The sequence below is a fragment of the Streptomyces sp. NPDC008313 genome, assembly GCF_042956125.1.
Lineage (GTDB): Bacteria > Actinomycetota > Actinomycetes > Streptomycetales > Streptomycetaceae > Streptomyces.
The window spans coordinates 301738-325616 of sequence record NZ_JBIBFR010000004.1 but is presented as its reverse complement, the minus strand read 5'-3'; the positions used below and the strand labels follow the sequence as shown (position 1 = coordinate 325616).

Here is a 23879-nt window from a genome sequence, read left to right as displayed (position 1 = left end):
TACCGTCCGGCCCGCCGCCGGACCCGCTTCCCGGTCCGCTGCCCGGCCCGCCGTGCGTGGCGTCGGCGGGCGGTTCGGAGGGTCCCCCGGGGGACCGGCCGGGGGACACCTACACCGCCCCGCCGAGCCGGTGCAGTACGGCGTTCAGCAGGCCCTCGGCGTCCAGGTCCACCCCGCCCTTGCGCAGGAACACGGCGTTGAGCAGCTGGTCCGTGGCGAGTTCGCCCGGCGCCCGGCGGTTGAGGAACGCCCGCAGCAGGTCGTCGACGTCGGCCAGCGCCTCCTCGCCGAGATGGGCGGCGACGATGTCCCGCAGACGCGTCTCGTCCGGGTCCGGCAGGTCCAGACGGACGCAGCGGCGCATGAACGCGGGCGGGAAGTCCCGTTCGCCGTTGCTCGTGATCACCACCACGGGGAACTCGTGGCAGCGCACCAGGCCGTGGGTGACGGTGACCCGCTCACCGCCCGAGCCGTGCGTGAGCACCCTGACCTCGGACTGCTCCTGCGGCAGCCGGGCCAGCTCGGGGATCTCGAACTCCCCCTCCTCGAACACGGTCAGCAGGTCGTTGGGCAGATCCACGTCGCCCTTGTCGAGCTCGTCCACCAGCAGGACGCGCGGCCGCTCCCGAGGCACCAGGGCGGTGCCGAGCGGCCCCAGCCGCACATACGTCCCGATGTCCGGCTCGGACTCACCCCGCTCCTGGCGCAGATGCGTCTCGCGCAGCCGGCCGATCGCGTCGTAGCCGTACAGGGCCTCCCGGAGGGCCGAGCGGCTGTTGACGGCCCACTGCAGCACCGGCCCCAGGGACAGCTCGTGGGCGATGGCGTGCGCCAGCGACGACTTGCCGGTGCCGGGGTGCCCGGTGACCAGCAGCGGGCGGCGCAGATGCAGGGCGGCACTCACCACGTCGGCCTCCGCACGGCCGATCAGATACGGACGGTGCCGCGGGCGGCCGGCCGGCCGGTCGGTGAACTGCCGCCACGGAGGCGCCTTCGGGAACTCCGTCTGCCGGGCGACCCGGTCGCCGCGGAACAGCCGCCATTCGTCGGGCTGCGTCATATCGCCTGCTCCGTTTCCTGCGAGGGATCGGCCAGCTGCAGTTCGTCGGGCAGCGGGAGCTCGGCGTCGTCCCACACCAGCGCCGGGCGCGCGGCCGGCGGGCCGCCCGCGAAGACCCGGACCCGCAGATGCCGGACACGCTCCGGAAGGCCCTCGACGGGACCCTCGGGCACCCAGGTGCCGAGCCGGGCCCCCGACGCCCGGCCCCGGTCCTCACGGTCCCAGAGCACGATGGGAACCCCCATCACCAGGCAGATGGGGAGCAGCTCACCGCGGTGTTCGGCACTTCCCTGGACAAGGACGCGCGCGGTGTCCCGGTGGGTTGTCTTCAGCAGGCCGATGAGTCCCACCCGGCCGCCGATCCCGTCGTCGGCGAGCAGCGCGCCGCTGTGCTCACGCGCATTCCAGCGCCGCTTGAGGTCGGCGGACCCGGTGCGCGAGCGCCGCCGGATCCTCGGGCAGCGCAGCACCAGGTGGAAGTCCTCACCCAGCGGGGCGGGGATGTCCTCGTCGGCCCCGGCGCCGTCCCACTCGTCCACGGGCAGCTCCAGGGCGTCCGGCGGCACCGACACGGCGACCAGGGCGACCCCGTCCCCCGCCCCGCCCGTGCCGCCGCCCAGGGCGTCCCCGGTGCCGTCGCCGCCCGCGACCTCCCGGATGAGCCGGGCGACGTCCCGTCCCGTACGGGGCCGGTCGGAACCGGCGACGACCCGCGCCGCGCTCCCGTCGGGACGCAGCGCCCACACCGAGCAGCGGAAGTGGTCCGCGGGGTCCGTGGCGTACCGGTCCAGCTCGACCAGGATCCGGGCGCCCGCCGGGGCGGTCCGCCGGGACCACCGCTCGGCGTCGGCGCGGCGCTCGCGCAGCGCCGACGGATGGATACCGAGACGGGTGGCGACCCGGGTGGCCCACTCCTGGAGCGCCTGGCAGACGATCCCGCCGGTCTCGGCCGCCAGATACTCCACCACCCGCAGCAGCGCGGGCAGCCGGGGTGTCTCGTCCGGCACCGGCGACCCGTCGCCGTACCAGGTCTCCAGCTCACCCAGTACGCCGGGCACCGCCGCCGGGGCGAGCCGGGCCGCCCGCAGGGAGTGCGGCAGATCGAGGTAGGGCAGCGCGGCGGTCGCCGCCCGGTGCGGCAGCCCCGGATCGCGCTGGGCGAGGTGCTCCAGCTTGTGCAGCAGGAAACGGTGCTCCCCGACCGACAGCAGCCGGGCGGCGTCGGTGAGCCGGCCGAGCGCCAGCAGCCGGTCCAGCTCGGCCCGCCCACGGGGGTCCTCGGCCACCTTCGGCGCGAGCGACTCCGCGAGGGTGGGCAGCGCCCGCTCCGTGCCGGCGAGGACGTGGGCCAGCTCCTCCACCGACGGGGCGCTCCCGTCGGCGGGGGCCTTCAGGCCGAGCTGCCCGGCGAGCGCGGTGGCGTGCGCGGCACGCGTCGCGGGATCGCCGAGCAGGGTGTGCAGCGGACCGACCATCATGTCGCGTACGGACTCGTCCTCGTCGAACACCGCCGCGGGCCGCGCCCACAGCTCCGCGAGATGCGGCTCGGGCACCGCCCCCGCACGGCGCAGCTCCGCCACGACCGACTGCCAGCCGAGCCCCCAGCTGCGCCGCACCGTGTGCTGCGTGGAGAAGGCCTGGTCGGGTGCCGTGATCCGGCCCATCACCAGACCCACGGCGGCACCGTCGGCCATCGACCACAGCGGACCTCCGCTGTAGCCGTCGTCGACGGCCGCTCCCGCGAGCTGCCCGTCGAGATAGCCGACCCCGTCGTCGTAGGCGGAGACCCGGACGTCGGCGTACGTGAACGGCTGCCCGCCTCCGTACCAGGCCCTGACCTCCTGCCCCCGCGCCATCTCCAGCCAGCGCACGGGGTTCACCGGAGGCGGCGGCTCCTCGTCCAGTTCGAGGACGGCCAGGTCGCCGTCCCAGCTCGGGGAGCCGTCCGGGACCGGTTCGTACCGGTGGGACCGGGGCGGTATCCAGGCCACCAGGCGGGCCGGACGCACGTCGGCCGCCGAGAGCACCGGGAAGGAGACGTCGAGGGTGACACCACCGGGGTCGTGCGGACTGAGACTGCGCCGCCCGAGGACCGTGTTGACGACATGAGCGCAGGTCAGCAGCCGACGGCCGGACAGATAGACGCCCGCGCCGGCGGTACGCGCCTGCCGCGGGGCGAGGACGCGGACGAGAGCGCCGCGGGCGTCCGCCGACGGTGCGTCCGCGGGCGCGGCGAACCAGGTCACGCCGGTGTCCGGCCCGTCAGCCGCCAGGTCGCCGAGACGGTCATGCTGGCCTGCCCGTTCGCGCCGACGATCCCGATCTTGAGGTCCTGGCCGATCTGGATCCCGAAGTCGACGGAGATCTCGTGCGGTGGATCGGGAATGCCGCTCACCGAGTCGTGCACCTGCTGCAGCACGGGGCCCAGCGGGCTCAGCACCGAACGCAGCGCGTCCGTGGCCAGCGCTCCGACGCGCCCGCCGCGCCCCACCGGCGTCACTCCGCCGATGCCGCCCGGCAGGTCGGCGTCCCCGGCCGGTGCGTCGCCCGTGGCGGCCAGCTCGAGACGCACCTGCGCTCCGTCGTCGAGCGTGAACTCCATGTAATCGTAGTGCGGCACAGCAGCATTGTGCCGATCAACGCAGGGCAAGAACAGGGAACTTGGGAAAAGACCACACCGCCGGCCAGGGAGCCTGCCGTGGCGCGGCGCGCGGTCCGGTGCGCGGGACGGGGCATGACGTGCCGGGCCCGCTGCGGCTATGGTCGCAGCGGCGCGACTGCCTTGACGTGTGCAAGGCCCAAGAGCAAGGGGAAATGCCAGGTGGCGGACGCTGCAGTGAATCGGACTCCGCGGGTGGCGCGGGTGCTCATCGCCGCGGACAAGTTCAAGGGGTCGCTGACGGCCGTGGAGGTCGCCGAGCGGGTGACGACGGGGCTGCGCCGGGTCGCGCCGCACGCCGAGGTCGAGGCCCTGCCGGTGGCCGACGGCGGCGACGGGACGGTCGACGCCGCGGTCGCGGCCGGGTTCGAGCGGCGCGAGGTGCGGGTCGCGGGGCCGCTGGGCGACGAGGTCACGGCCGCGTTCGCGCTGCGCGGCGACACGGCCGTCGTGGAGATGGCCGAGGCGAGCGGGCTGCAACGGCTGCCGGCCGGGGTGCTCGCGCCGCTCTCCGCGTCCACGTACGGCTCCGGGGAGCTGCTGCGGGCCGCGCTCGACGCGGGCGCCCGCACGATCGTCTTCGGGGTGGGCGGCAGCGCCACCACGGACGGGGGCGCGGGCATGCTGTCCGCGCTCGGCGCGCGGTTCCTGGACGCGCGGGGCGAGCCGGTGGGGCCGGGCGGCGGGCCGCTGGCCGGTCTCGCCGTCGCCGACCTGTCGGGCCTCGACCCGCGCTTCGCCCGGGTGGACCTCGTCCTCGCCAGCGACGTGGACAACCCGCTGACCGGCCCCAAGGGCGCCGCGGCCGTGTACGGGCCGCAGAAGGGCGCCTCCCCGGACGACGTGGCCGCGCTGGACGCGTCCCTCGCGCACTTCGCCCGGGTCCTGGAGAAGGCGGTCGGGACGAAGGCGGCGGAGTACGCCCAGGCGCCGGGTGCGGGGGCGGCGGGCGGCGTCGGGTACGGGGCGCTGGTCGGGCTCGGGGCCGGGTTCCGGGCCGGGATCGAGGTCATGCTCGACGTGCTCGGCTTCGGGCCGGCGCTGGAGCGGGCGGAGCTGGTGATCACGGGGGAGGGGTCCCTCGACGCGCAGACGCTGCACGGGAAGGCGCCGGCGGGGGTCGCGGCGGCGGCGCGGGCGGCGGGCCGTGAGGTGGTCGCGGTCTGCGGCCGGCTCGCCCTCCCTCCGGAGGAGCTCGGCCGGGCCGGGATCCGTCGCGCCTACGCCCTCACCGACGTGGAGCCCGACGTCGCGACGTGCATCGCCGAAGCGGGCCCGATTTTGGAGAGGGTCGCGGAGAACATCGCCCGCGATTTCTTCGGCTGAGCGAAGATCTCCAGCCCCTCTGGGGGTCCCTCCCTGCTCGAGCGGAGCCGAGAGCTTGGGGGAGTTCGAGGAGCGGGGTCCGGGGCGGAGCCCCGGGGACGGGACGGGAAGGGGCGGAGGGGGCGAAAGACACGGCGTTCCCCCGGCCCCAGCCCACGGCAAAGGGCCCCGGACCAGTCACCTGGTCCGGGGCCCTTCCCCGCGTACAAGACGTACAAGCCGAGCGCCGCGCTACGGAAGCTGCGCCGCCCGCGCCTCCCGCCGGTTGTCCCGGAACGTGTTCACCCGCCGGGCCGTCGCGAACAGCGGAATCACCGCGCCCATGACGAGCTGCAGCGCGCACCCCGTCTGGAGCAGCAGCTGCCCGCCCGGCGCGTCGAACGCCCAGGCCGCCAGCAGGCCCATGCTGAGGACGATCCAGGAGAGCATCGCCCCCGCGAGCCGGCCCCGCGGCTTCGGGTACTCGACCCGGCTCACCATCAGCCACGCCGTGCCGATGATCGCCAGCAGCGTGGCGACGAACGGCAGCTCCAGCAGCACGATGGAGACGACGGTCAGCGCCCCGAACGGCGACGGCATGCCCTGGAACGTGCCGTCCTTGACCGTGACGCAGGAGAACCGCGCGAGTCTCAGCACGACCGCGAGGAGGACCACGATGGCCCCCACCGCCGCCACCCGCTGGTGCGCGTCGTCCGCGACCATGCCGTAGACGAGGACGAAGTACGCCGGCGCCAGGCCGAAGCTGATCAGGTCGGACAGGTTGTCCAGCTCCGCGCCCATGGGCGAGGAGCGCAGCTTGCGGGCGACCAGACCGTCGAAGAGGTCGAAGACCGCCGCGCAGAGCATCAGGATCACGGCCGTCGCGGCGCTGTGCCGCGCCATCCCGGTCTCCTGGCTCCCGGTGAGGTGCGGGATCAGAATGCCCGTGGTGGTGAAGTACACCGCCATGAAGCCGCACGTGGCGTTGCCGAGGGTCAGGGTGTCCGCTATCGAGAGGCGCAGAGAGAGAGGCATCTCCTCCGCGTCGTCGTCCTCGACGGCCTCCGGAACCCAGCCCGCCTGTGTTTCTGGATCAATCACGGTCAATTCGAGTCACCCCAGCCACGGTCTTCTGACCGACCTCCACATCGACCTCGACACCCTCGGGAAGGTAGATGTCGACACGCGAACCGAAGCGGATCAGACCGATCCGCTCGCCCTGCTCGACCTTCGTCCCCTGCGGGACGTAGGGCACGATGCGGCGGGCGACCGCGCCGGCGATCTGGATCATCTCGATGTCACCGAGTTCGGTGTCGAAGTGCCAGACGACGCGCTCGTTGTTCTCGCTCTCCTTGTTGAACGCTGGAACGAACCCGCCGGGGATGTGCTCGACCGACGTGACCGTACCGGCCAGCGGAGCACGGTTGACGTGGACGTTCAGCGGGCTCATGAAGATCGCGACGCGGGTGCGCCCGTCCTTCCACGGCATGATGCTCTGCACCACACCGTCGGCCGGCGAGATGACCCTGCCAGGGGCGATCTCGCGCTCGGGGTCGCGGAAGAACCACAGCATGCCCGCGGCGAGCGCGGTGGCGGGCACGGCCACGGCCTTTGCGGCACCGGAGCGGCGCGCGCGTACCAGGCTGAAAGCTGCGGTGGCGACGGTCGGCAGAAGCCACGGCGATGCTCCGCGCGCGATGCGTCCACCGAGGGGACCGACGCGAGGTGCAGAGGTTTGGCTGTGGGGCATGGATGACCTTCGTAGCGGATGATGCCGCACTGGAACGGGGGACGGCGGCTTACCGGGATCGTACCGGTCGTGGACCACAACTGGGCAAGCCAGGAAGCGTAGTCGGTGGCGGGAGAGTGCTGACGGGGTGTGATGTTCTTCTCGAATAAAACACCCCGTATCAGTACATCTAGCCCTGGATTCGATACTCTTCGAGCAGTCTGCGCCCGATGATCATTTTCTGGATCTCGGCGGTACCCTCACCGATCAACAGCATCGGAGCCTCCCGGTAGAGACGCTCGATCTCGTACTCCTTCGAGAAGCCGTAGCCGCCATGGATCCGGAAGGCGTCCTCCACGACCTCCTTGCAGTACTCGGAGGCGAGGTACTTCGCCATCCCCGCTTCGAGGTCGTTTCGCTCCCCGGAGTCCTTTTTGCGTGCGGCGTTCACCATCATCGCATGCGCGGCCTCGACCTTGGTAGCCATCTCCGCCAGCTTGAACTGGATGGCCTGGTGCTGGGCGATCGCCTTGCCGAAAGTGTGACGTTGCTGGGCATAGGACACGCCCAGCTCGAACGCACGCTGCGCGACACCGCAGCCACGCGCCGCCACGTTGACGCGGCCGACCTCGACGCCGTCCATCATTTGGTAAAATCCTCGGCCGGTGGTCCCGCCGAGGACCCGATCAGCCGGAATGCGCAGTCCGTCCATGATGAGCTCGGTCGTGTCGACGCCCTTGTAGCCCATCTTGTCGATCTTTCCGGGGATGGTCAGACCCGGACGGACCTCACCGAAGCCGGGCTCCTTCTCGACCAGGAAGGTCGTCATCGACTTGTGGGGCGCGGTCCCCTCGGGGTGTCCTTCGTCACTCCGGACCAGAACGGCCACCAGGGTCGACGAGCCGCCGTTCGTCAGCCACATCTTCTGGCCGTTCAGGACGTACTCGTCGCCCTCCTTCACCGCCTTCGACGAGATCGCCGACACGTCGGAGCCGAGCGCCGGCTCCGACATGGAGAACGCGCCGCGCACCTCGCCGAGCGCCATCCGCGGAAGGAAGTACTCCTTCTGCTCCTGGGTGCCGTGCTGCTTGAGCATGTACGCCACGATGAAGTGCGTGTTGATGATGCCGGACACCGACATCCAGCCGCGGGCGATCTCCTCCACGCACAGCGCGTAGGTGAGCAGTGACTCGCCCAGGCCCCCGTACTCCTCGGGGATCATCAGACCGAACAGGCCGAGTTCCTTCAGGCCGTCGACGATCTCTTGCGGGTACTCGTCGCGGTGCTCCAGCTCGGTGGCGACCGGGATGATCTCCTTGTCCACGAAGTCGCGGACGGTGGAGAGGATCTCCCGCTGGATGTCGGTCAGACCGGCGGTCTGGGCGAGTCGCGCCATGGTTACTTCTCCTGCTCCTTCAGCTGGGGCCGGCCGGGCTGCTCGCCGCCGCGCTCCTCGATGTACGTCTCGGTGGGGACCATCACCTTGCGGCGGAACACGCAGACCAGTGTGCCGTCCTGCTTGTAACCCCTGGTCTCCACATGGACGATGCCCCGGTCGTTCTTCGACCGGGACGGCGTCTTGTCGAGGACCGTGGTCTCGCCGTAGAGCGTGTCGCCGTGGAAGGTCGGGGCCACGTGGCGCAGCGACTCGATCTCCAGGTTGGCGATGGCCTTCCCGGACACGTCCGGCACGGACATGCCGAGCAGCAGCGAGTAGATGTAGTTCCCGACGACGACGTTCTTGCCGAAGTCCGTCGTGTTCTCGGCGTAGTTCGCGTCCATGTGGAGCGGGTGGTGGTTCATCGTCAGGAGACAGAAGAGGTGGTCGTCGTACTCCGTGACCGTCTTCCCGGGCCAGTGCTTGTACACGGCGCCGACCTCGAACTCCTCGTACGTGCGTCCGAACTGCATGGTGCTCAGGCCTCCGGGGCTTCGAACTTCGAGGTGCGCTGCATGCCGGCGGCCCGGCCCTTGCCCGAGATGACGAGCGCCATCTTGCGGCTGGCCTCGTCGATCATCTCGTCGCCGAGCATCGCGGAGCCCTTCTTGCCGCCCGCCTCGGACGTGTAGTAGTCGTACGCGTCGAGGATCAGCTCGGCGTGGTCGTAGTCCTCCTGCGACGGCGAGAAGATCTCGTTCGAGGCCTCGACCTGGCCCGGGTGCAGCACCCACTTGCCGTCGAACCCTAGGGCGGCGGCACGCCGCGCGACCTCCTTGTAGCCGTCGATGTTGCGGATCTGCAGGTAGGGGCCGTCGATCGCCTGGAGGTTGTTGGCCCGCGCGGCCATCAGGATCTTCATCAGGATGAAGTGGTAGGCGTCCGCCGGGTAGCCGGGCGGCTGCTCGCCCACGACCAGTGACTTCATGTTGATGGACGCCATGAAGTCGGCCGGGCCGAAGATGATCGTCTCGACGCGCGGGGAGGCCTGCGCGATCTCGTTGACGTTGTTGAGGCCCTGCGCGTTCTCGATCTGCGCCTCGATGCCGATCTTGCCGACCTCGAAGCCCATGGTCTTCTCGATCTGGGTGAGCAGCAGGTCCAGGGCGACGACCTGCTGCGCGTCCTGGACCTTCGGCAGCATGATGCAGTCGAGGTTCTGCCCCGCGCCCTCGACGACCGTGACGACGTCGCGGTACGTCCACTCGGTCGTCCAGTCGTTGACCCGCACGACGCGCGTCTTGCCGGTCCAGTCGCCCTCGTTGAGGAACTTCACGATGGTGTGCCGGGCCTCCGGCTTGGCGAGCGGCGCGCAGGCGTCCTCCAGGTCCAGGAAGACCTGGTCGGCGGGGAGGCCCTGGGCCTTCTCCAGGAAGCGCGGGTTCGAGCCGGGCACGGCCAGGCAGGAGCGCCGCGGGCGGAGCCGGTTGACCTGGGGAGCGGGGCTGGTCATGCGGGGACCTCCAGGGGGTCGAGCTTGTTCGCGTTGCGGATCTCGTCGACGATACGGCCGATGATTCCGGTGATGTCGAAGTCCTTCGGGGTGAAGACCGCGGCCACTCCCGCGGCCCTCAGCTGGTCGGCGTCGGCGTTCGGGATGATCCCGCCCGCGATCACCGGGATGTCGCCGGCGCCGGCCTCGCGCAGCCGCTCCAGCACGTCGGGGACGAGCTGCGCGTGCGAGCCGGACAGGATCGACAGGCCGACGGCGTGCACGTCCTCCGCGAGGGCGGCGTCCACGATCTGCTCCGGCGTCAGCCGGATGCCCTGGTAGACCACCTCGAACCCGGCGTCGCGGGCCCGCACGGCGATCTGCTCGGCGCCGTTGGAGTGGCCGTCGAGGCCGGGCTTGCCCACCAGGAAGCGGAGCTTGCCGACCCCCAGGTCCTTCGCCGTCAGGTCCACCTTGCGGCGGACCAGGGCCAGCGCGGTGCCCTCCTCGGCGGTGACCGCGACCGGAGCCGACGAGACGCCGGTGGGGGCGCGGAACTCGCCGAACACCTCGCGCAGGGCGCCCGACCACTCGCCGGTCGTGACCCCGGCGCGGGCGCACTCCAGGGTGGCCTCCATCAGGTTGCCGGTGCCCTTGGCGGCCTCCTTCAGCCGCTCCAGCGCCTTGCAGGGCCGCGGGTGGTTGAACGGAGGCTGGTAGCGGTTGTCGCGCCAGTCGGCGAGGGCCGCGACCACCCTGGCCTCGACCGCCGGGTCGACCGTCTGGATCGCGGCGTCCAGGTCGGCCGTGAGCGGGTTCGGCTCGGTCGACTCGAAGATGTTGACGCCGACGATCTTCTCCGTGCCGCCCTCGATACGGGCCCGGCGCTCGGCGTGCGAGGAGACGAGCTGCGACTTCAGGTAGCCCGACTCGACGGCGGCCATGGCGCCGCCCATCTCCTGGATGCGGTCGATCTCGGCGAACGAGTCCTCGACCAGCTGGGCCACCTTCGCCTCGATGACGTGCGAGCCCTCGAAGATGTCCTCGTACTCCAGCAGGTCGCTCTCGTGGGCCAGGACCTGCTGGATGCGCAGCGACCACTGCTGGTCCCAGGGGCGGGGCAGCCCGAGGGCCTCGTTCCAGGCGGGCAGCTGGACGGCACGCGCGCGTGCGTCCTTGGAGAGCGTCACGGCCAGCATCTCCAGCACGATCCGCTGGACGTTGTTCTCCGGCTGCGCCTCGGTCAGACCCAGCGAGTTGACCTGGACGCCGTAGCGGAAGCGGCGCTGCTTGGGGTTGTCGATGCCGTACCGCTCGCGGGTGATCCGGTCCCAGATGCGGCCGAACGCCCGCATCTTGCACATCTCCTCGACGAAGCGGACGCCCGCGTTCACGAAGAAGGAGATCCGGGCGACGACGTCACCGAACTTCTCGGCGGGCACCTGCCCCGAGTCCCGCACGGCGTCCAGCACGGCGATGGCCGTCGACATCGCGTACGCGATCTCCTGGACCGGCGTGGCGCCGGCCTCCTGGAGGTGGTACGAGCAGATGTTGATCGGGTTCCACTTGGGGATGTGGTTGACCGTGTAGCAGATCATGTCCGTCGTCAGCCGGAGCGAGGGTCCCGGCGGGAAGACGTGCGTCCCCCGGGACAGGTACTCCTTGACGATGTCGTTCTGCGTCGTCCCCTGGAGCTTGGTGACGTCGGCGCCCTGCTCCTCGGCGACGACCTGGTAGAGCGCCAGCAGCCACATGGCGGTGGCGTTGATCGTCATCGAGGTGTTCATCTGCTCCAGGGGGATGTCCTGGAAGAGACGGCGCATGTCACCGAGGTGCGAGACCGGCACGCCGACCCGGCCGACCTCGCCGCGGGCGAGGATGTGGTCGGGGTCGTACCCGGTCTGGGTCGGCAGGTCGAAGGCGACCGACAGTCCGGTCTGGCCCTTGGCGAGGTTGCGCCGGTACAGCTCGTTGGACGCCTCGGCGGTGGAGTGGCCGGCGTAGGTGCGCATGAGCCACGGCCGGTCCCTCTCCTTGCGCACGGGCGCCTGCTGACGCTCTGTCATCAGTCGGCCCTCAGACGTTGCGGAAGCGGTTGATGGCGTCGATGTGCTGGGCGCGCTTCTCCTCGTCGCGGACGCCGAGGCCCTCGCGGGGCGCCAGCGCGAGGACGCCGACCTTGCCCTGGTGGAGGTTGCGGTGCACGTCGTAGGCGGCCTGCCCGGTGTCCTCCAGGGAGTAGACCTTGGAGAGCGTCGGGTGGATCTTGCCCTTGGCGACGAGGCGGTTGGCCTCCCAGGCCTCGCGGTAGTTCGCGAAGTGCGAGCCGATGATCCGCTTCAGGGACATCCACAGGTAGCGGTTGTCGTACTCGTGCATGTAGCCCGAGGTGGAGGCGCAGGTGGTGATGGTGCCGCCCTTGCGGGTGACGTAGACGCTCGCGCCGAAGGTCTCGCGTCCCGGGTGCTCGAAGACGATGTCGATGTCCTCGCCGCCCGTGAACTCGCGGATGCGCTTGCCGAAGCGCTTCCACTCCTTCGGGTCCTGGGTCCGCTCGTCCTTCCAGAACTTGTAGCCCTCGGCGCTGCGGTCGATGATCGCCTCGGCGCCCATCTTCCGGCAGATGTCGGCCTTCTGCTCGCTGGAGACGACACAGATGGGGTTGGCGCCGCCGGCCAGCGCGAACTGGGTGGCGTAGCTGCCGAGGCCGCCGCTCGCGCCCCAGATGAGCACGTTGTCGCCCTGCTTCATGCCGGCGCCGTTGCGGGAGACCAGCTGCCGGTACGCGGTCGAGTTGACCAGTCCGGGGGCGGCGGCCTCCTCCCAGCTGAGGTGGCCGGGCTTGGGCATCAGCTGGTTGGACTTCACGAGCGCGATCTCGGCGAGACCGCCGAAGTTGGTCTCGAAGCCCCAGATGCGCTGCTCGGGGTCGAGCATCGTGTCGTTGTGGCCGTCGGAGGACTCCAGCTCGACGGAGAGGCAGTGCGCGACGACCTCGTCGCCCGGCTTCCAGGAGTTGACGCCCGGGCCGGTGCGCAGGACGACGCCCGCGAGGTCGGAGCCGATGACGTGGTACGGCAGGTCGTGGCGCTTGGTGAGCTCGCTGACCCGGCCGTAGCGCTCCAGGAAGCCGAACGTCGACATCGGCTCGAAGATCGAGGTCCACACCGAGTTGTAGTTGACCGAGGAGGCCATGACGGCGACCAGGGCCTCGCCGGGGCCGAGTTCCGGCACCGGCACGTCGTCCAGGTGGATCGACTTGCGCGGGTCCTTGTCGCGGGTGGCGAGCCCGGCGAACATCTCCGTCTCGTCCTTGTGCACGGTGATAGCGCGGTACGACTCGGGGATCGGCAGGGCGGCGAAGTCGTCGGACGTGGCCGTCCGCGACTGAATCGCGTCCAGGATTTCCTTCACGGTGTTGCCTCCGGCGAAATGGCGTCGGGGAAGACGCTGAGGGTTACGTCGGGTGTGCTGCTGAGGGATGGAGGGGTGCCGTCGGTTCGGCGGAGGTGGTGCGGGGTGGTGCTGTGGCAGCGCTTTGTCGGCGCGGAAGGTTGCCTGTGACGCAGGCGTCCGGGCGCGCTCGCCAGTGGCTTGCGGGGACAGCCGGCGTACGCGAGGTCTCCGTACGCCGGCCGCCCGGACACCTTCAACGTATGGCACGGCGTGTCACCCCGCAAGGCACGCAGTGCCAGAAGTTGCGCTCAGGTGAAATCTTTACGCAACAGGTGAGCGATGATCGATCAGGGCCGGGGCGCAAAAAACGCCGGACGGGCAAAACGCCCATCCGGCGATCAGGACCTGCTCCGGGACGGCCGGGAGGCCGGGCCGGGTGCCCGCGGCTCGCGCCGGCCCTCCGCTACGACCGGTCCTCCGCTAAGGCCGACCCTCTGCTACGACCGGCCTCCCCTAGGACCGCTCCTTCAGCGCCCGCTCGATCGTGCGCATGACCTCCTGCAGCGGAGCGTCGACCCGGGCGACGGTCACCAGGACGTCCCCCTCCGTGTAGGACGACGCCGGCGTCGAGCGGGGCGCCGTCTCGCGGCCGGCGCCGATGCCCGTCCCGAACGTCTTGCGGACGATCGCGAAGGCGTGGTCCAGCTGCGCCTCGACGTCGCCCTGGCCGCCCGCCCGCAGCCAGCGCCGCAGCACATGGTTGTGGGCGGTGACGACGGCGGACGCGGCGACCTCCGCCAGCAGCGGGTCGTCGTTCGCGTCGTCGTCGTGGGCGTGCTCGTCGAAGTGCCCCAGCAGATAACGGGTGAACAGGCGCTCGTAGCGGGCCACCGAGGCGATCTCCGCCTCCCGCAGGGTCGGCACCTCACGGGTGAGCTTGTAGCGCGAGACGGAGATCTCCGGCCGTGCCGCGTACATCCTCATGACTTCCTTGATGCCCCGGCACACGGTGTCGAGCGGGTGCTCGTGCGCGGGCGCCGCGTTCAGCACGGCCTCGGCCCGGATCAGGGTGTCGTCGTGATCCGGGAAGATCGCCTCCTCCTTCGAACGGAAGTGGCGGAAGAAGGTCCGGCGGGCCACCCCGGCACGGGCCGCGATCTCGTCGACGGTGGTCGCCTCGTACCCCTTGGCCGCGAAGAGGTCCATGGCCGCCGCCGCCAGTTCCCGGCGCATCTTGAGCCGTTGGGCGGCTGCCCGGCTGCCCGCGGCGCTCTCCGGAGCGTCGGACGTGGCGGGTGTACGTGAGGACCTGGCGGGCTGGGACATGACCCGAACGTACTGCATCCGCGCGGGGGGATGCGCACGTCCGGGGTTCCCCCCGCCCGCGGAGGGCGGGGGGTTCGCCGGCGGTCCCAGCAGTCCGCCCCAGTCGGCGGACTCCGCGTACCTGCCCTCCCGCGGCTCAGCGCCGGGCATATTCGCGGAAGCCGCGGCCCGTCTTGCGGCCGAGGCAGCCCGCGGCCACCAGGTGCTCCAGGAGCGGCGCGGGGGCGAGCCCCGGGTCGCGGAACTCGCGGTGCAGGACCTTCTCGATGGCCAGCGAGACGTCGAGGCCGACGACGTCCAGCAGCTCGAACGGGCCCATCGGGTAGCCGCCGCCCAGCTTCATCGCCGCGTCGATGTCGTCCAGGGTGGCGTAGTGCTCCTGAACCATCTTGATCGCGTTGTTCAGGTACGGGAAGAGCAGCGCGTTCACGATGAAACCGGCGCGGTCGCCGCAGTCCACCGGGTGCTTGCGGATCGTCGCGCAGACCTCGCGGACCGTGGCGTGCACGTCGTCGGCGGTCAGCACCGTGCGGACCACCTCGACCAGCTTCATCGCCGGGGCCGGGTTGAAGAAGTGCATGCCGATCACGTCCTGCGGGCGCGAGGTGGCGCGGGCGCAGGCCACGACCGGCAGCGAGGACGTGGTGGTCGCCAGGATCGCGCCCGGCTTGCAGACCTTGTCGAAGGCCGCGAAGAGCTGCTGCTTGATCTCCAGGTCCTCGGCGACGGCCTCCACGGCCAGATCGACGTCCGCGAACGCGTCGTACGAGCCCGCGGGGGTGATCCGCTCCAGCGTCTCGGCCGCGGCCTCGGCCGACAGCCGGCCCTTGTCGACGGAGCGCGAGAGGGACTTGCCGATCCTGGCCCTGGCGGCCTGCGCCTTCTCCTCGCTGCGGGCGGCCAGGACGACCGCGTACCCGGCCTTGGCGAAGACCTCGGCGATGCCGGACGCCATGGTGCCGGAACCGGCGACGCCCACCGAGCGGACGGTCCGGCCGCCCTCGCCGGCGGAGCTCTCCCGCGGGGTCAGCGCGTCCGGCACGACGGTCGCGCTGCCGGGCGCCTCGTAGGAGTAGAAGCCGCGCCCCGCCTTGCGGCCGGTGAGCCCCGCCTCGCTCAGCTGCCCCAGGATCGGCGCGGGTGCGTGCAGCCGGTCACGGGACTCGGCGTACATGGCCTCCAGGACCGTACGCGCGGTGTCGACACCGATCATGTCGAGCAGCGCGAGCGGGCCCATGGGCAGACCGCAGCCCAGCTTCATCGCCGCGTCGATGTCCTCGCGGGAGGCGTACCTCGCCTCGTACATCGCGGCCGCCTGGTTCAGGTAGCCGAAGAGCAGGCCGTCGGCGACGAAACCGGGGCGGTCGCCGACCGCGACCGGCTCCTTGCCCAGCTCCACGGCGAGATCGGTGACCGCGGCGACCGCGGCGGGGGCGGTCAGCACCGACGAGACCACCTCGACCAGCTTCATCGCGGGCGCCGGGTTGAAGAAGTGCAGGCCGAGCACGCGCTCGGGGCGGGCCGAGTCGGCGGCGAGACGGGTCACCGAGAGGGCGTTGGTGCCGGTCGCCAGGATCGTCTCGGGGCGGACGACGGCGTCGAGTGCGCGGAAGACCTGCTGCTTGATGTCGTACGACTCCGGGGTCACCTCGATGACGAGGTCGGCGTCGGCTGCGGCCTGCAGGTCGGTGAACGTGCGGAAGCGGGCGAGGACGTCGCCGCGCTGCTGCTCGGTGAGCCGTCCGCGCCGCACGGCGCGGGCGGTGGAGGACTCCAGGGCGGTGACGGCCTGGGCGGCCGCGGCCTCGCTGATGTCGATGCCGATGACCTCGCGGCCGGCCCGGGCGAGGACTTCGGAGATGCCCGTGCCCATGGTGCCGAGGCCGACGACGGCGACGGTCTTGAGCGAGGACAGAGGGGTGTCGGACAGGGGAGCGGCCATCGCGGGACTCCAGGAATGAGGGTGACGACTGAGGGGGCGCGGACCGGGTGCGCCGAGGGGCGCACCCGGTGCGGCGGTGCGTGATGAGGAGTGCGGGTGTGGTGCCGGGCTGCGAAGCGCACACGCCCGGAGTGGCCACGGGCGGGAGAAGCGCACATGCCCGAGGCGCGGTGAGAACCGGCCGGCCCTGTCCCGGAGCCGTGCCGTACTGCGGTACACGAGGTACCGAACCGACCAGCGCCCCCGTCGCCTTGACGGCGTGGGGGAGAACTCCCCGCGGCGGCTGCGTCACCAGGCCACCACAGGTCAAGAGCGCGAGTGGGTGACTCGCTCATCCGAGGTTAACTCGCCGGTAACGAGCGCGCCAGCCCTCGACTTGAGTTTGTGACACACGTCCCCCGCGCCCCGGCGCACGATCTACGCTCGACGTCATGGACGCTGAGTCGCGAAAGCTCACGGAGCGCTTACGGAACGAGTCGGGAAGCTCGGCACAGTTCGTCCGCCTCGAGGGGACGAAGGACCCCGACGAACTGGCGGCGGCGCTGACAGCGCCCGGACAGCCCCTGTGGGCCAGGGAGTTGGTCGCCTTCCGGCTCGGTGTCGCGGGTGACCGGCGGGCCTTCGAGCCGCTCGTCCTGCTCCTGAACCACCGCGACCCGCAGCGCTGCGCCTCGGCCGCGTACGCCCTGGCCCGGCTCGGCGACCCCCGCACCGCCCGCGCGGCCGCCGCGCTCGCCACCAACGAACTGCGCGTCGCCTACGCGCTCCACCCCGTACGCCTCCTGGCCGAGCTGCGCGCCCCCGAGTCCGCCCCCGCGCTGATCACCACCCTGCGGCGCCGGCTGACCCCCCACGACCCCTACCGCCGCGTCGCCCTCGCCTGCGTCGAGGGCCTCGGCGCCCTCGCGGACCCCCGGGCCCGCCCGGTACTCACCGAGGCCCTGGCCCACCCGCCCCTCGCCGAGGCGGCGGCCCACGCACTGGTCCGCCTGCGGGGGCGGTAGGCGGCGCGGTCCTATACGGGAATCACCGCGAACGCCTCGATCTCCAGCAGGAATTCGGGGCGGACCAGGGAGGAGACCTGGACGGCGGAGGCGGCGGGGAGGCGGTCGGCCGGGATGTGCTCGGCTCGGGCCTCGCGGATGGCGGGCATGTGGGACATGTCCGTGACGAAGTAGGTCATCTTGACGACGTCGTCGAAGCCGGCCCCGGCGGCGGCGAGGCAGCGGCGCAGGTTCTCGAAGACCTGGCGGGCCTGGGCCGCCGGGTCGCCGTCGCCGACGAGCTTCCCGTTCTCGTCCAGGGCCAGTTGGCCCGAGACGGCCACGAAGCGGCCGGTGCCCGTGACGACGTGCGTGTAGGCGGCGGCGGGGGCGAGCCCGTCGGGGGCGGGGATGCGGGTCAGATCGCTCATGCGTCCATGGTGGACCACGGGTTCGACGGCGCCCCCGACGGGTGGCGGGGCGTCAGCCCCGGTAGCCGAGCAGGCGGTGCAGTGTCCCTCCGCGCGAGGCGGAGGACGTGGTCGCCGACGCCTTCGCGGTCAGCGGCCGCGGGTCGGGCAGCTTCGCGCACACCGCGTCGGCCTCGCCGTGACCACGCGGCACCGTGCCGTCGGTCAGATAGGCCGCCAGGTGCTTGTCGAGGCAGTCGTTGCCGCTCAGCGTGATGCCGTGGTTGCCGCCGCCGTCCTCGACCACCAGGCTGGAGCCGCGCAGCAGACGGTGGACGGTGACACCGCCCTGGTAGGGGGTGGCCGCGTCGTGCGTCGCCTGGAAGAGCAGCACCGGCGGCAGCTTCCGGTTGGCGACGTCGACGGGGCGCAGGGTGTCCGTCGGCCAGAACACGCACGCCGCGTTGTACCAGGCGTTGTTCCAGGTCATGAACGGCGCCTCGTCGTAGACCGCCCAGTTGTCCTTGCGCCACTGCTCCCAGTCCCGGGGCCAGGCCGCGTCACGGCACTGCACGGACGTGTAGACGCTGAAGCCGTTGTCCCCGGAGGCGTCGACCGCGGCGAAGTTCTCGTACGCCTCGACCAGCGGGGCGGTGTCCTTGTCGTTCACGTACGCCGCGAAGGCGTCGGCGAGGTAGGGCCAGTAGCCGTTGTAGTAGCCGCCCGGGATGAACGTGTCCTCCAGTTCGGAGGCGCCCACCTTGTGCTCGGCGGGCTTCTTGGCGAGCGCCGCCCGCATCGCGTACCACTTCGCCTCGACCCTCTCCGGATCGGTGCCCAGCCGGTACGTCGTGTCGTGCGCGGCGACCCACCGGGCGAAGGCCCGGTGGCGGTCGTTGAAGGCGCGGTCCTGCTGGAGGTTGTCGTCGTACCACACGCCCGTGGGGTCGACGATCGAGTCGAGGACGAGGCGCCGCACGCGCTGCGGGTAGAGCTTGGCGTAGACGGCCCCCAGATAGGTGCCGTAGGAGTACCCGAAGTAGTTGATCCTCCTGGCGCCGAGCGCGTGCCGGATCGCGTCCATGTCCCGGACCGCGCTCACCGTGTCCATGTACGGCAGCAGGTCCCGGTACTTGTCGCCGCACGCCTTGGCGAAGGAGGCCGCGCGGGAGAGGTTCGCCTTCTCGACGGCGCGGGTGCGGGGCACCGAGTCGGGCCGGACCGGATCGAAGTACCCCGGCTCGCAGTCGAGGGCGGGCCTGCTCCTGCCCACCCCCCGGGGATCGAAGCCGACGACGTCGTACTGCGCCGCCACGCCCTTGGGCAGCGCGGACGCGACGAAACCGGCGAGCGTGAGACCGCTGCCGCCGGGGCCGCCCGGGTTGACGAGGAGAGGTCCCTGGTACTTCTTCGCGGTGTGCGGGACCCGCGACAGGGCGAGGGTGATCCGCCGGCCGTCCGGGCGCGCGTGGTCGAGCGGCACCTTCACGGACGCGCACTGGAGCGTCGGGTAGTCGTCGGTGCCGCACTTCTTCCAGGCGGGCTTCGCCGCGGCCGCCGCCCCGCCGCCGCTCCCGGCGTCGCCCCTGACACTCCTCGCGGCGGCGGGCGGGGCCGTGAGCATCCCGGCCACCATCACGACGGCACCGCACAGCACGGCTGCGCGTTTTCTCATGCGAGGCCTCCCAGGACGCGGAATCCGGACCGCGGATGTCACGGTCCTCGCCGGATCGTCCCGGCATCGGCGCCCGGAAGAACGCGTTCCGGTGAGACGTGACCCCATTGGCCCGCCGGATGCGCTCGGATGCCCTCAGAGCAGCGTGAGCTGGACCGGTCCCGCCGCCGCCGAGTTCGCCGGCCCCGGGCCCGGCTCGGTTCCCGGCCCCGGGCTCGGCTCCACCGCCGGTGTCCCCTCCGCCCGTTCCGGTGTCCGGCGGGGCATCCCCGCGCCCGCGGGGCCGATCCCGTACTCCTGGGCCAGCTCGTGGACCTGGCCGGTGATCCGGCGCTGGTACCACTTCGGTGCGTAGGCCCCCTCCGCGTACAGCCGCTCGTAACGGCGCACCAGGTGCGGGTGGTGGTGCGCGAGCCAGGCCATGAACCACTCGCGCGCGCCCGGCCGCAGATGCAGCACCAGCGGCGTCACCGAGGTGGCCCCGGCCGCGGCGATCGCCCGTACGGTCGCGCGCAGCTGTGCCGGGTGGTCGCCGAGGAAGGGGATCACGGGCGCCATCAGCACACCGCAGCCGATGCCGTGTCCGCTCAGCGTGCGCACGACGTCGAGGCGGCGCTCCGGGGCCGGGGTGCCCGGCTCGACGGTGCGCCACAGCTCCTGGTCGGTGAAACCGACGGAGACGGATATCCCGACGTCGGTGACGGCGTCCGCCTGCTTGAGCAGGTCCAGGTCGCGCAGGATCAGCGTGCCCTTGGTGAGGATGGAGAAGGGGTTCGCGTGGTCGCGCAGCGCGGCGATGATGCCGGGCATCAGACGGTAGCGGCCCTCGGCCCGCTGGTAGCAGTCGACGTTGGTGCCCATCGCGATGTGCTCACCGTGCCACTGGCGCGAGGCGAGCCTGTGGCGCAGCAGATCGGGCGCGTTGACCTTCACCACGATCTGCGAGTCGAAGCCGATCCCGGTGTCGAGGTCCAGGTAGCTGTGCGTCTTGCGCGCGAAACAGTAGACGCACGCGTGCGAACAACCCCGGTAGGGGTTCACCGTCCACTCGAACGGCATCCGCGAGGCCCCCGGCACCCGGTTCACGATCGACCTGGCGCGGATCTCGTGGAAGGTGATCCCGCGGAACTCCGGGCTGTCGAAGGTACGGGTGGTCACCGCGTCCGCGCCGAACAGCGCGGCGTCCCGGGCCCGGTCCCCGGCGGGGTCCGCCGTGAGGTTCTCCCAGCGCATGACGCCTCCTCGGTAGCACTGCCCAGAGAATAGAACATATGTTCCCTTGATCGTGGGACCCCGCCCGCGACCCGCGTGTACGCCCCGACGGCGCGACGCCTGCCCGCGGCCCGGCGCACCCCCGATTTGGGCGGCCGGGGCGCCTGGTGGTTGGCTGGCCGCGAACCCCGGGAAAACAAGTGCTGGAGGAAGTGCCATGGCGCAGGTCGAGGCCTCGACGGAGCGGGTCATCGCGGCGGACGCGGAGAAGGTGTTCGACGCGCTGGCCGACTACAGCGGCACGCGCCCGAACCTGCTGTCCGAGCACTTCAGCGAGTACGAGGTGCGCGAGGGCGGCGACGGTGAGGGCACCGTCGTCCACTGGAAGCTCCAGGCCACCAGCAAGCGCGTACGCGACTGCCTGCTCGACGTGAGCGAGCCGACCGACGGCGAACTCGTCGAGAAGGACCGCAACTCCTCCATGGTCACCACCTGGCGGGTCACACCGGCCGGTGAGGGCAGCTCCAGGGCCGTCGTGACCAGCGTGTGGAACGGGGCGGGCGGCATCGGTGGCTTCTTCGAGAGGACCTTCGCGCCCAAGGGCCTCGGCCGGATCTACGACGAGGTGCTCGCCAAGCTCGCCGCCCACGTGGAGAAGTAGCCGAGCCCGCCTCCGGGGCGCGGTGACGGCCCAAAGGCCAAGCGGCCGGGGCCCGTTGCCGCCGTCACCGGTTCGAGTGGATCTGCACGGAGCGTGATTCCCTGCCGTAACCCGTCGCACTTACCCGCAGTTGTCCCGTATCGCGGGATTCGCGAGGTAAGTGCGGCGAGGGGAGCGGTACGTGGGCGGGATCACTCTGGTGAAGGACGAGCCGGCCGTCGGGCCGCCGCCGGTTCTTCCCCCGCCGGCGGCCGAACCATCCGGGCGCCCGGGCCCGCGCCGGATCCGTCTGGTCTTCGCCGGGCTCATGCTCGCGCTGCTGCTCGCCGCGCTGGACCAGATGATCGTCGCCACCGCGCTCCCCGGGATCGTCGGAGAGTTGCACGGCCTGGACAAGATGTCCTGGGCGATCACCGCCTACCTGCTCACGGCCACCGTCGGACTGCCCGTCTACGGCAAGTTCGGCGACCTCTTCGGCCGCAAGGGCGTCTTCCAGTTCGCGATCGCCGTCTTCGTCGTCGGCTCCGCCCTGGCCGGCCGGTCGCAGACCATGGACCAGCTCATCGCGTTCCGCGCGGTCCAGGGCGTCGGCGCGGGCGGCCTCATGATCGGCGTCCAGGCGATCATCGCGGACATCGTGCCCGCCCGCGACCGCGGCCGCTACATGGGCCTGATCGGCGCCGCCTTCGGCCTCGCCTCGGTCGCCGGCCCCCTCCTCGGGGGGTACTTCACCGACCACCTCTCCTGGCGCTGGTGCTTCTACATCAACGTGCCGTTCGGCCTGCTCACCCTCGCCGTCGTCACCGTCGTCCTGAAACTGCCCAAGCCACCCGCCCGCGGACGCCTCGACGTGCTCGGCTCGCTGCTGCTCGCCGCCGCGTCGACCTGCCTGGTGCTGCTCACCAGCTGGGGCGGCACGGAACACGCGTGGGGCTCCCGGGTCATCCTCGGCCTGGGCGCGGGCGCCGTCGCCGCGAGCGTCCTCTTCCTCGTCACGGAGCACTTCGCGCCCGAACCCCTCATCCCCCTCAGGCTGTTCCGCGACTCCGTCTTCAACGTCACCGGGCTCGTCGGCCTCGTCATCGGCGTCGCCCTGTTCGGCGCGGCGAGTTACCTGCCGACCTACCTGCAGATGGTCGACGGGGCCTCCGCGACCGGGTCGGGCCTGCTCATGCTGCCCATGATGGGCGGCATCGTCGGCGCCTCGGTCGTCTCCGGGCAACTCATCAGCCGCACCGGCCGCTACAAGCTCTACCCGGTCCTCGGCGGCGCCCTCTCCGCGCTCGGCATGTGGCTGCTGTCCCGCCTGGAAACCGGCACCCCGCGCCTCCAGTACAGCCTCTGGATGGCCGTACTCGGCGCCGGCATCGGCATGGTCATGCCCGTCCTGGTGCTCGCCGTGCAGAACTCCGTGCGCCCGTCCGACCTCGGCACCGCCACCAGCGCCAACAACTACTTCCGGCAGATCGGCGGCAGCGTCGGGGCCGCCGTCTTCGGCACCCTCTTCGCGCACCGGCTCACCGACGCGCTCGCCGACCGCGTCCCCCCGCACGCGGGATCCGCCCTCCCGGACGCCGACTCCCTCACCCCGCAGCTCGTCCACGCGATGCCCGCCGCCCTGCGCGACGACTACATCGCGGCCTACGCCGACGCCATGCCGAGGATCTTCCTGTACCTCGTGCCGGTACTCGTCCTCGGCCTGCTCATCGCCTGCTTCCTCAAGGAGAAACCGCTGGTGTCCCACCACATCCCCGCCGAGACCACGAGCCGCGCCCAGGTTCCGCCCGCCCGCTCCCATCCCGCCAACGGCATCCCCGTCTGCGGGACGGTGCAGCACCCCGACGGCACCGTCGTCCCGCGCGCCGCGCTCACCCTCATCGACGTCGCCGGACAGCAGATCGGCCGCGGTGCCAGCGGCGACGACGGGCGGTACGCGCTCTCGACGCCCGGCGCCGGGTCCTACGTGCTGATCGCCGCCGCCGGGGGCCACCAGCCGCAGGCCGTCTCGGTGACCGTCGGCGAACGCCCGGTGGAGCTCGACGTCGTCCTCGGCGGCGCCGGGCGACTGGCCGGCAGCGTCCTGACCGCGGACGGCACACCGGTGCGCGACGCCACCGTCACGCTCACCAACGTGCACGGCGAGGTCGTCGCCACCACCCGCAGCGGACGCGAGGGCGGCTACGTCATCACGGAACTCGTGGCCGGCGAGTACACCCTCGCGGCCGGCGCCCCCGCGTTCCGTCCGGCCGCGCTCCCCGTCAGCGTGCAGGCCGCGCGCGAGACCCGCCAGGACGTCGAACTCGCGGGCGGCGCCGTGCTCAGGGGCACCGTGCGGGCCGGCGGCGGACGCGCCGTCGAGGACGCGCGCGTGACACTCCTCGACGCCGCGGGCAACGTCGTGGACACGCTCACCACCGGCAGCGACGGCACTTTCCGGTTCGTCGACCTGTCGTCCGGCGAGTACACCGTCATCGCCGCGGGCTACCCGCCGGTGGCCACCGTGCTCCAACTGCCCGGCGGCGGAAGGACGGAGCGCGATCTCCTGCTCGGCCACGAGGACTGAGGCCCGGCCCGGCGGAGGCCCCCGGCGGCCCGGGGGAGGGACAGTGCGCCGGAGCCGCCCCGCGCGGCTGAATTCCGCCGATGCCACA

General features: G+C 71.7%; 19 protein-coding genes. 4 read left to right on the top strand and 15 right to left on the bottom strand.

Annotated features, from left to right (window positions below; genetic code table 11):
• Positions 1–109 precede the first annotated feature (109 nt).
• The 3 genes from ACFY93_RS08030 to ACFY93_RS08020 are packed head-to-tail and all read right to left on the bottom strand — an operon-like array spanning position 110 to position 3680.
• Positions 110–1060: an AAA family ATPase gene (locus ACFY93_RS08030; RefSeq protein WP_391354618.1), complete on the bottom strand. Its 951-nt coding sequence runs from the start codon at positions 1058–1060 to the stop codon at positions 110–112.
• Entirely contained in the window at positions 1057–3306 is a 2250-nt protein-coding gene (locus ACFY93_RS08025) for a trypsin-like peptidase domain-containing protein (protein WP_391354616.1), read from the bottom strand. Before ACFY93_RS08025 ends, ACFY93_RS08030 begins: the two co-directional genes overlap by 4 nt.
• Entirely contained in the window at positions 3303–3680 is a 378-nt protein-coding gene (locus ACFY93_RS08020; RefSeq protein ID WP_391354613.1) for a CU044_2847 family protein, read from the bottom strand. Before ACFY93_RS08020 ends, ACFY93_RS08025 begins: the two co-directional genes overlap by 4 nt.
• Before the next feature lie 243 nt (positions 3681–3923).
• Here ACFY93_RS08020 and ACFY93_RS08015 point away from each other — a divergent pair, with 243 nt between their 5' ends.
• Complete coding sequence (locus tag ACFY93_RS08015) at positions 3924–5045, top strand: glycerate kinase (RefSeq protein ID WP_391354816.1); 1122 nt, start codon at positions 3924–3926, stop codon at positions 5043–5045.
• A 231-nt stretch (positions 5046–5276) separates the two neighbouring features.
• Here the strand turns inward: ACFY93_RS08015 and pssA are convergent, their stop codons facing one another.
• The 9 genes from pssA to ACFY93_RS07970 all read right to left on the bottom strand — a co-directional run bounded on the left by pssA (position 5277) and on the right by ACFY93_RS07970 (position 16287).
• On the bottom strand, positions 5277–6059 hold the full coding sequence (pssA, locus tag ACFY93_RS08010; protein ID WP_391354814.1) for a CDP-diacylglycerol--serine O-phosphatidyltransferase: 783 nt from the start codon (positions 6057–6059) through the stop codon (positions 5277–5279).
• Positions 6060–6117: 58 nt separating this feature from the next.
• Positions 6118–6774, bottom strand: coding sequence for a phosphatidylserine decarboxylase (locus ACFY93_RS08005; RefSeq protein WP_391354610.1), 657 nt, complete (start codon positions 6772–6774; stop codon positions 6118–6120).
• 169 nt (positions 6775–6943) lie between these two features.
• Positions 6944–8149: an acyl-CoA dehydrogenase family protein gene (locus ACFY93_RS08000; RefSeq protein WP_391354607.1), complete on the bottom strand. Its 1206-nt coding sequence runs from the start codon at positions 8147–8149 to the stop codon at positions 6944–6946.
• A gap of 2 nt (positions 8150–8151) precedes the next feature.
• Positions 8152–8664, bottom strand: a complete 513-nt coding sequence (locus ACFY93_RS07995) for a MaoC/PaaZ C-terminal domain-containing protein (RefSeq protein ID WP_391354604.1) — start codon at positions 8662–8664, stop codon at positions 8152–8154.
• Positions 8665–8669: 5 nt separating this feature from the next.
• On the bottom strand, positions 8670–9644 hold the full coding sequence (locus ACFY93_RS07990) for an aldolase/citrate lyase family protein (protein ID WP_391354601.1): 975 nt from the start codon (positions 9642–9644) through the stop codon (positions 8670–8672).
• On the bottom strand, positions 9641–11689 hold the full coding sequence (locus tag ACFY93_RS07985; protein WP_391354598.1) for a methylmalonyl-CoA mutase family protein: 2049 nt from the start codon (positions 11687–11689) through the stop codon (positions 9641–9643). Before ACFY93_RS07985 ends, ACFY93_RS07990 begins: the two co-directional genes overlap by 4 nt.
• A 10-nt stretch (positions 11690–11699) precedes the next feature.
• A complete protein-coding gene (gene ccrA / locus ACFY93_RS07980) occupies positions 11700–13037 on the bottom strand; it encodes a crotonyl-CoA carboxylase/reductase (protein ID WP_391354595.1) in 1338 nt (445 codons plus the stop codon).
• Positions 13038–13532: 495 nt separating this feature from the next.
• Complete coding sequence (locus tag ACFY93_RS07975) at positions 13533–14345, bottom strand: TetR family transcriptional regulator (protein WP_391354593.1); 813 nt, start codon at positions 14343–14345, stop codon at positions 13533–13535.
• A gap of 136 nt (positions 14346–14481) precedes the next feature.
• A complete protein-coding gene (locus ACFY93_RS07970) occupies positions 14482–16287 on the bottom strand; it encodes a 3-hydroxybutyryl-CoA dehydrogenase (protein ID WP_391354592.1) in 1806 nt (601 codons plus the stop codon).
• 431 nt (positions 16288–16718) lie between these two features.
• Here ACFY93_RS07970 and ACFY93_RS07965 point away from each other — a divergent pair, with 431 nt between their 5' ends.
• The gene (locus tag ACFY93_RS07965) at positions 16719–17291 is read left to right on the top strand and encodes an adenylosuccinate lyase (RefSeq protein ID WP_391354591.1); all 573 of its coding nucleotides are present in this window, start codon (positions 16719–16721) and stop codon (positions 17289–17291) included.
• Between the two features lie 11 nt (positions 17292–17302).
• On the opposite strand, the gene ACFY93_RS07960 is transcribed toward ACFY93_RS07965, so the two are convergent.
• From ACFY93_RS07960 to ACFY93_RS07950, 3 genes are all read right to left on the bottom strand, one after another.
• Positions 17303–17701 (bottom strand): Rid family hydrolase, encoded by a 399-nt coding sequence (locus ACFY93_RS07960; protein WP_391354589.1) that lies wholly within the window; start codon positions 17699–17701, stop codon positions 17303–17305.
• Positions 17702–17753: 52 nt separating this feature from the next.
• Positions 17754–19355, bottom strand: coding sequence for an alpha/beta fold hydrolase (locus ACFY93_RS07955; protein WP_391354587.1), 1602 nt, complete (start codon positions 19353–19355; stop codon positions 17754–17756).
• Positions 19356–19490: 135 nt separating this feature from the next.
• Entirely contained in the window at positions 19491–20588 is a 1098-nt protein-coding gene (locus ACFY93_RS07950; RefSeq protein WP_391354585.1) for an Rv2578c family radical SAM protein, read from the bottom strand.
• A 196-nt stretch (positions 20589–20784) separates the two neighbouring features.
• Here ACFY93_RS07950 and ACFY93_RS07945 point away from each other — a divergent pair, with 196 nt between their 5' ends.
• Entirely contained in the window at positions 20785–21228 is a 444-nt protein-coding gene (locus ACFY93_RS07945) for an SRPBCC family protein (RefSeq protein ID WP_391354583.1), read from the top strand.
• A 181-nt stretch (positions 21229–21409) separates the two neighbouring features.
• Positions 21410–23791 carry a DHA2 family efflux MFS transporter permease subunit gene (locus ACFY93_RS07940; RefSeq protein ID WP_391354582.1) on the top strand — a complete coding sequence of 794 codons (2382 nt, stop codon included), beginning with the start codon at positions 21410–21412 and terminating at the stop codon, positions 23789–23791.
• Positions 23792–23879 lie beyond the last annotated feature (88 nt).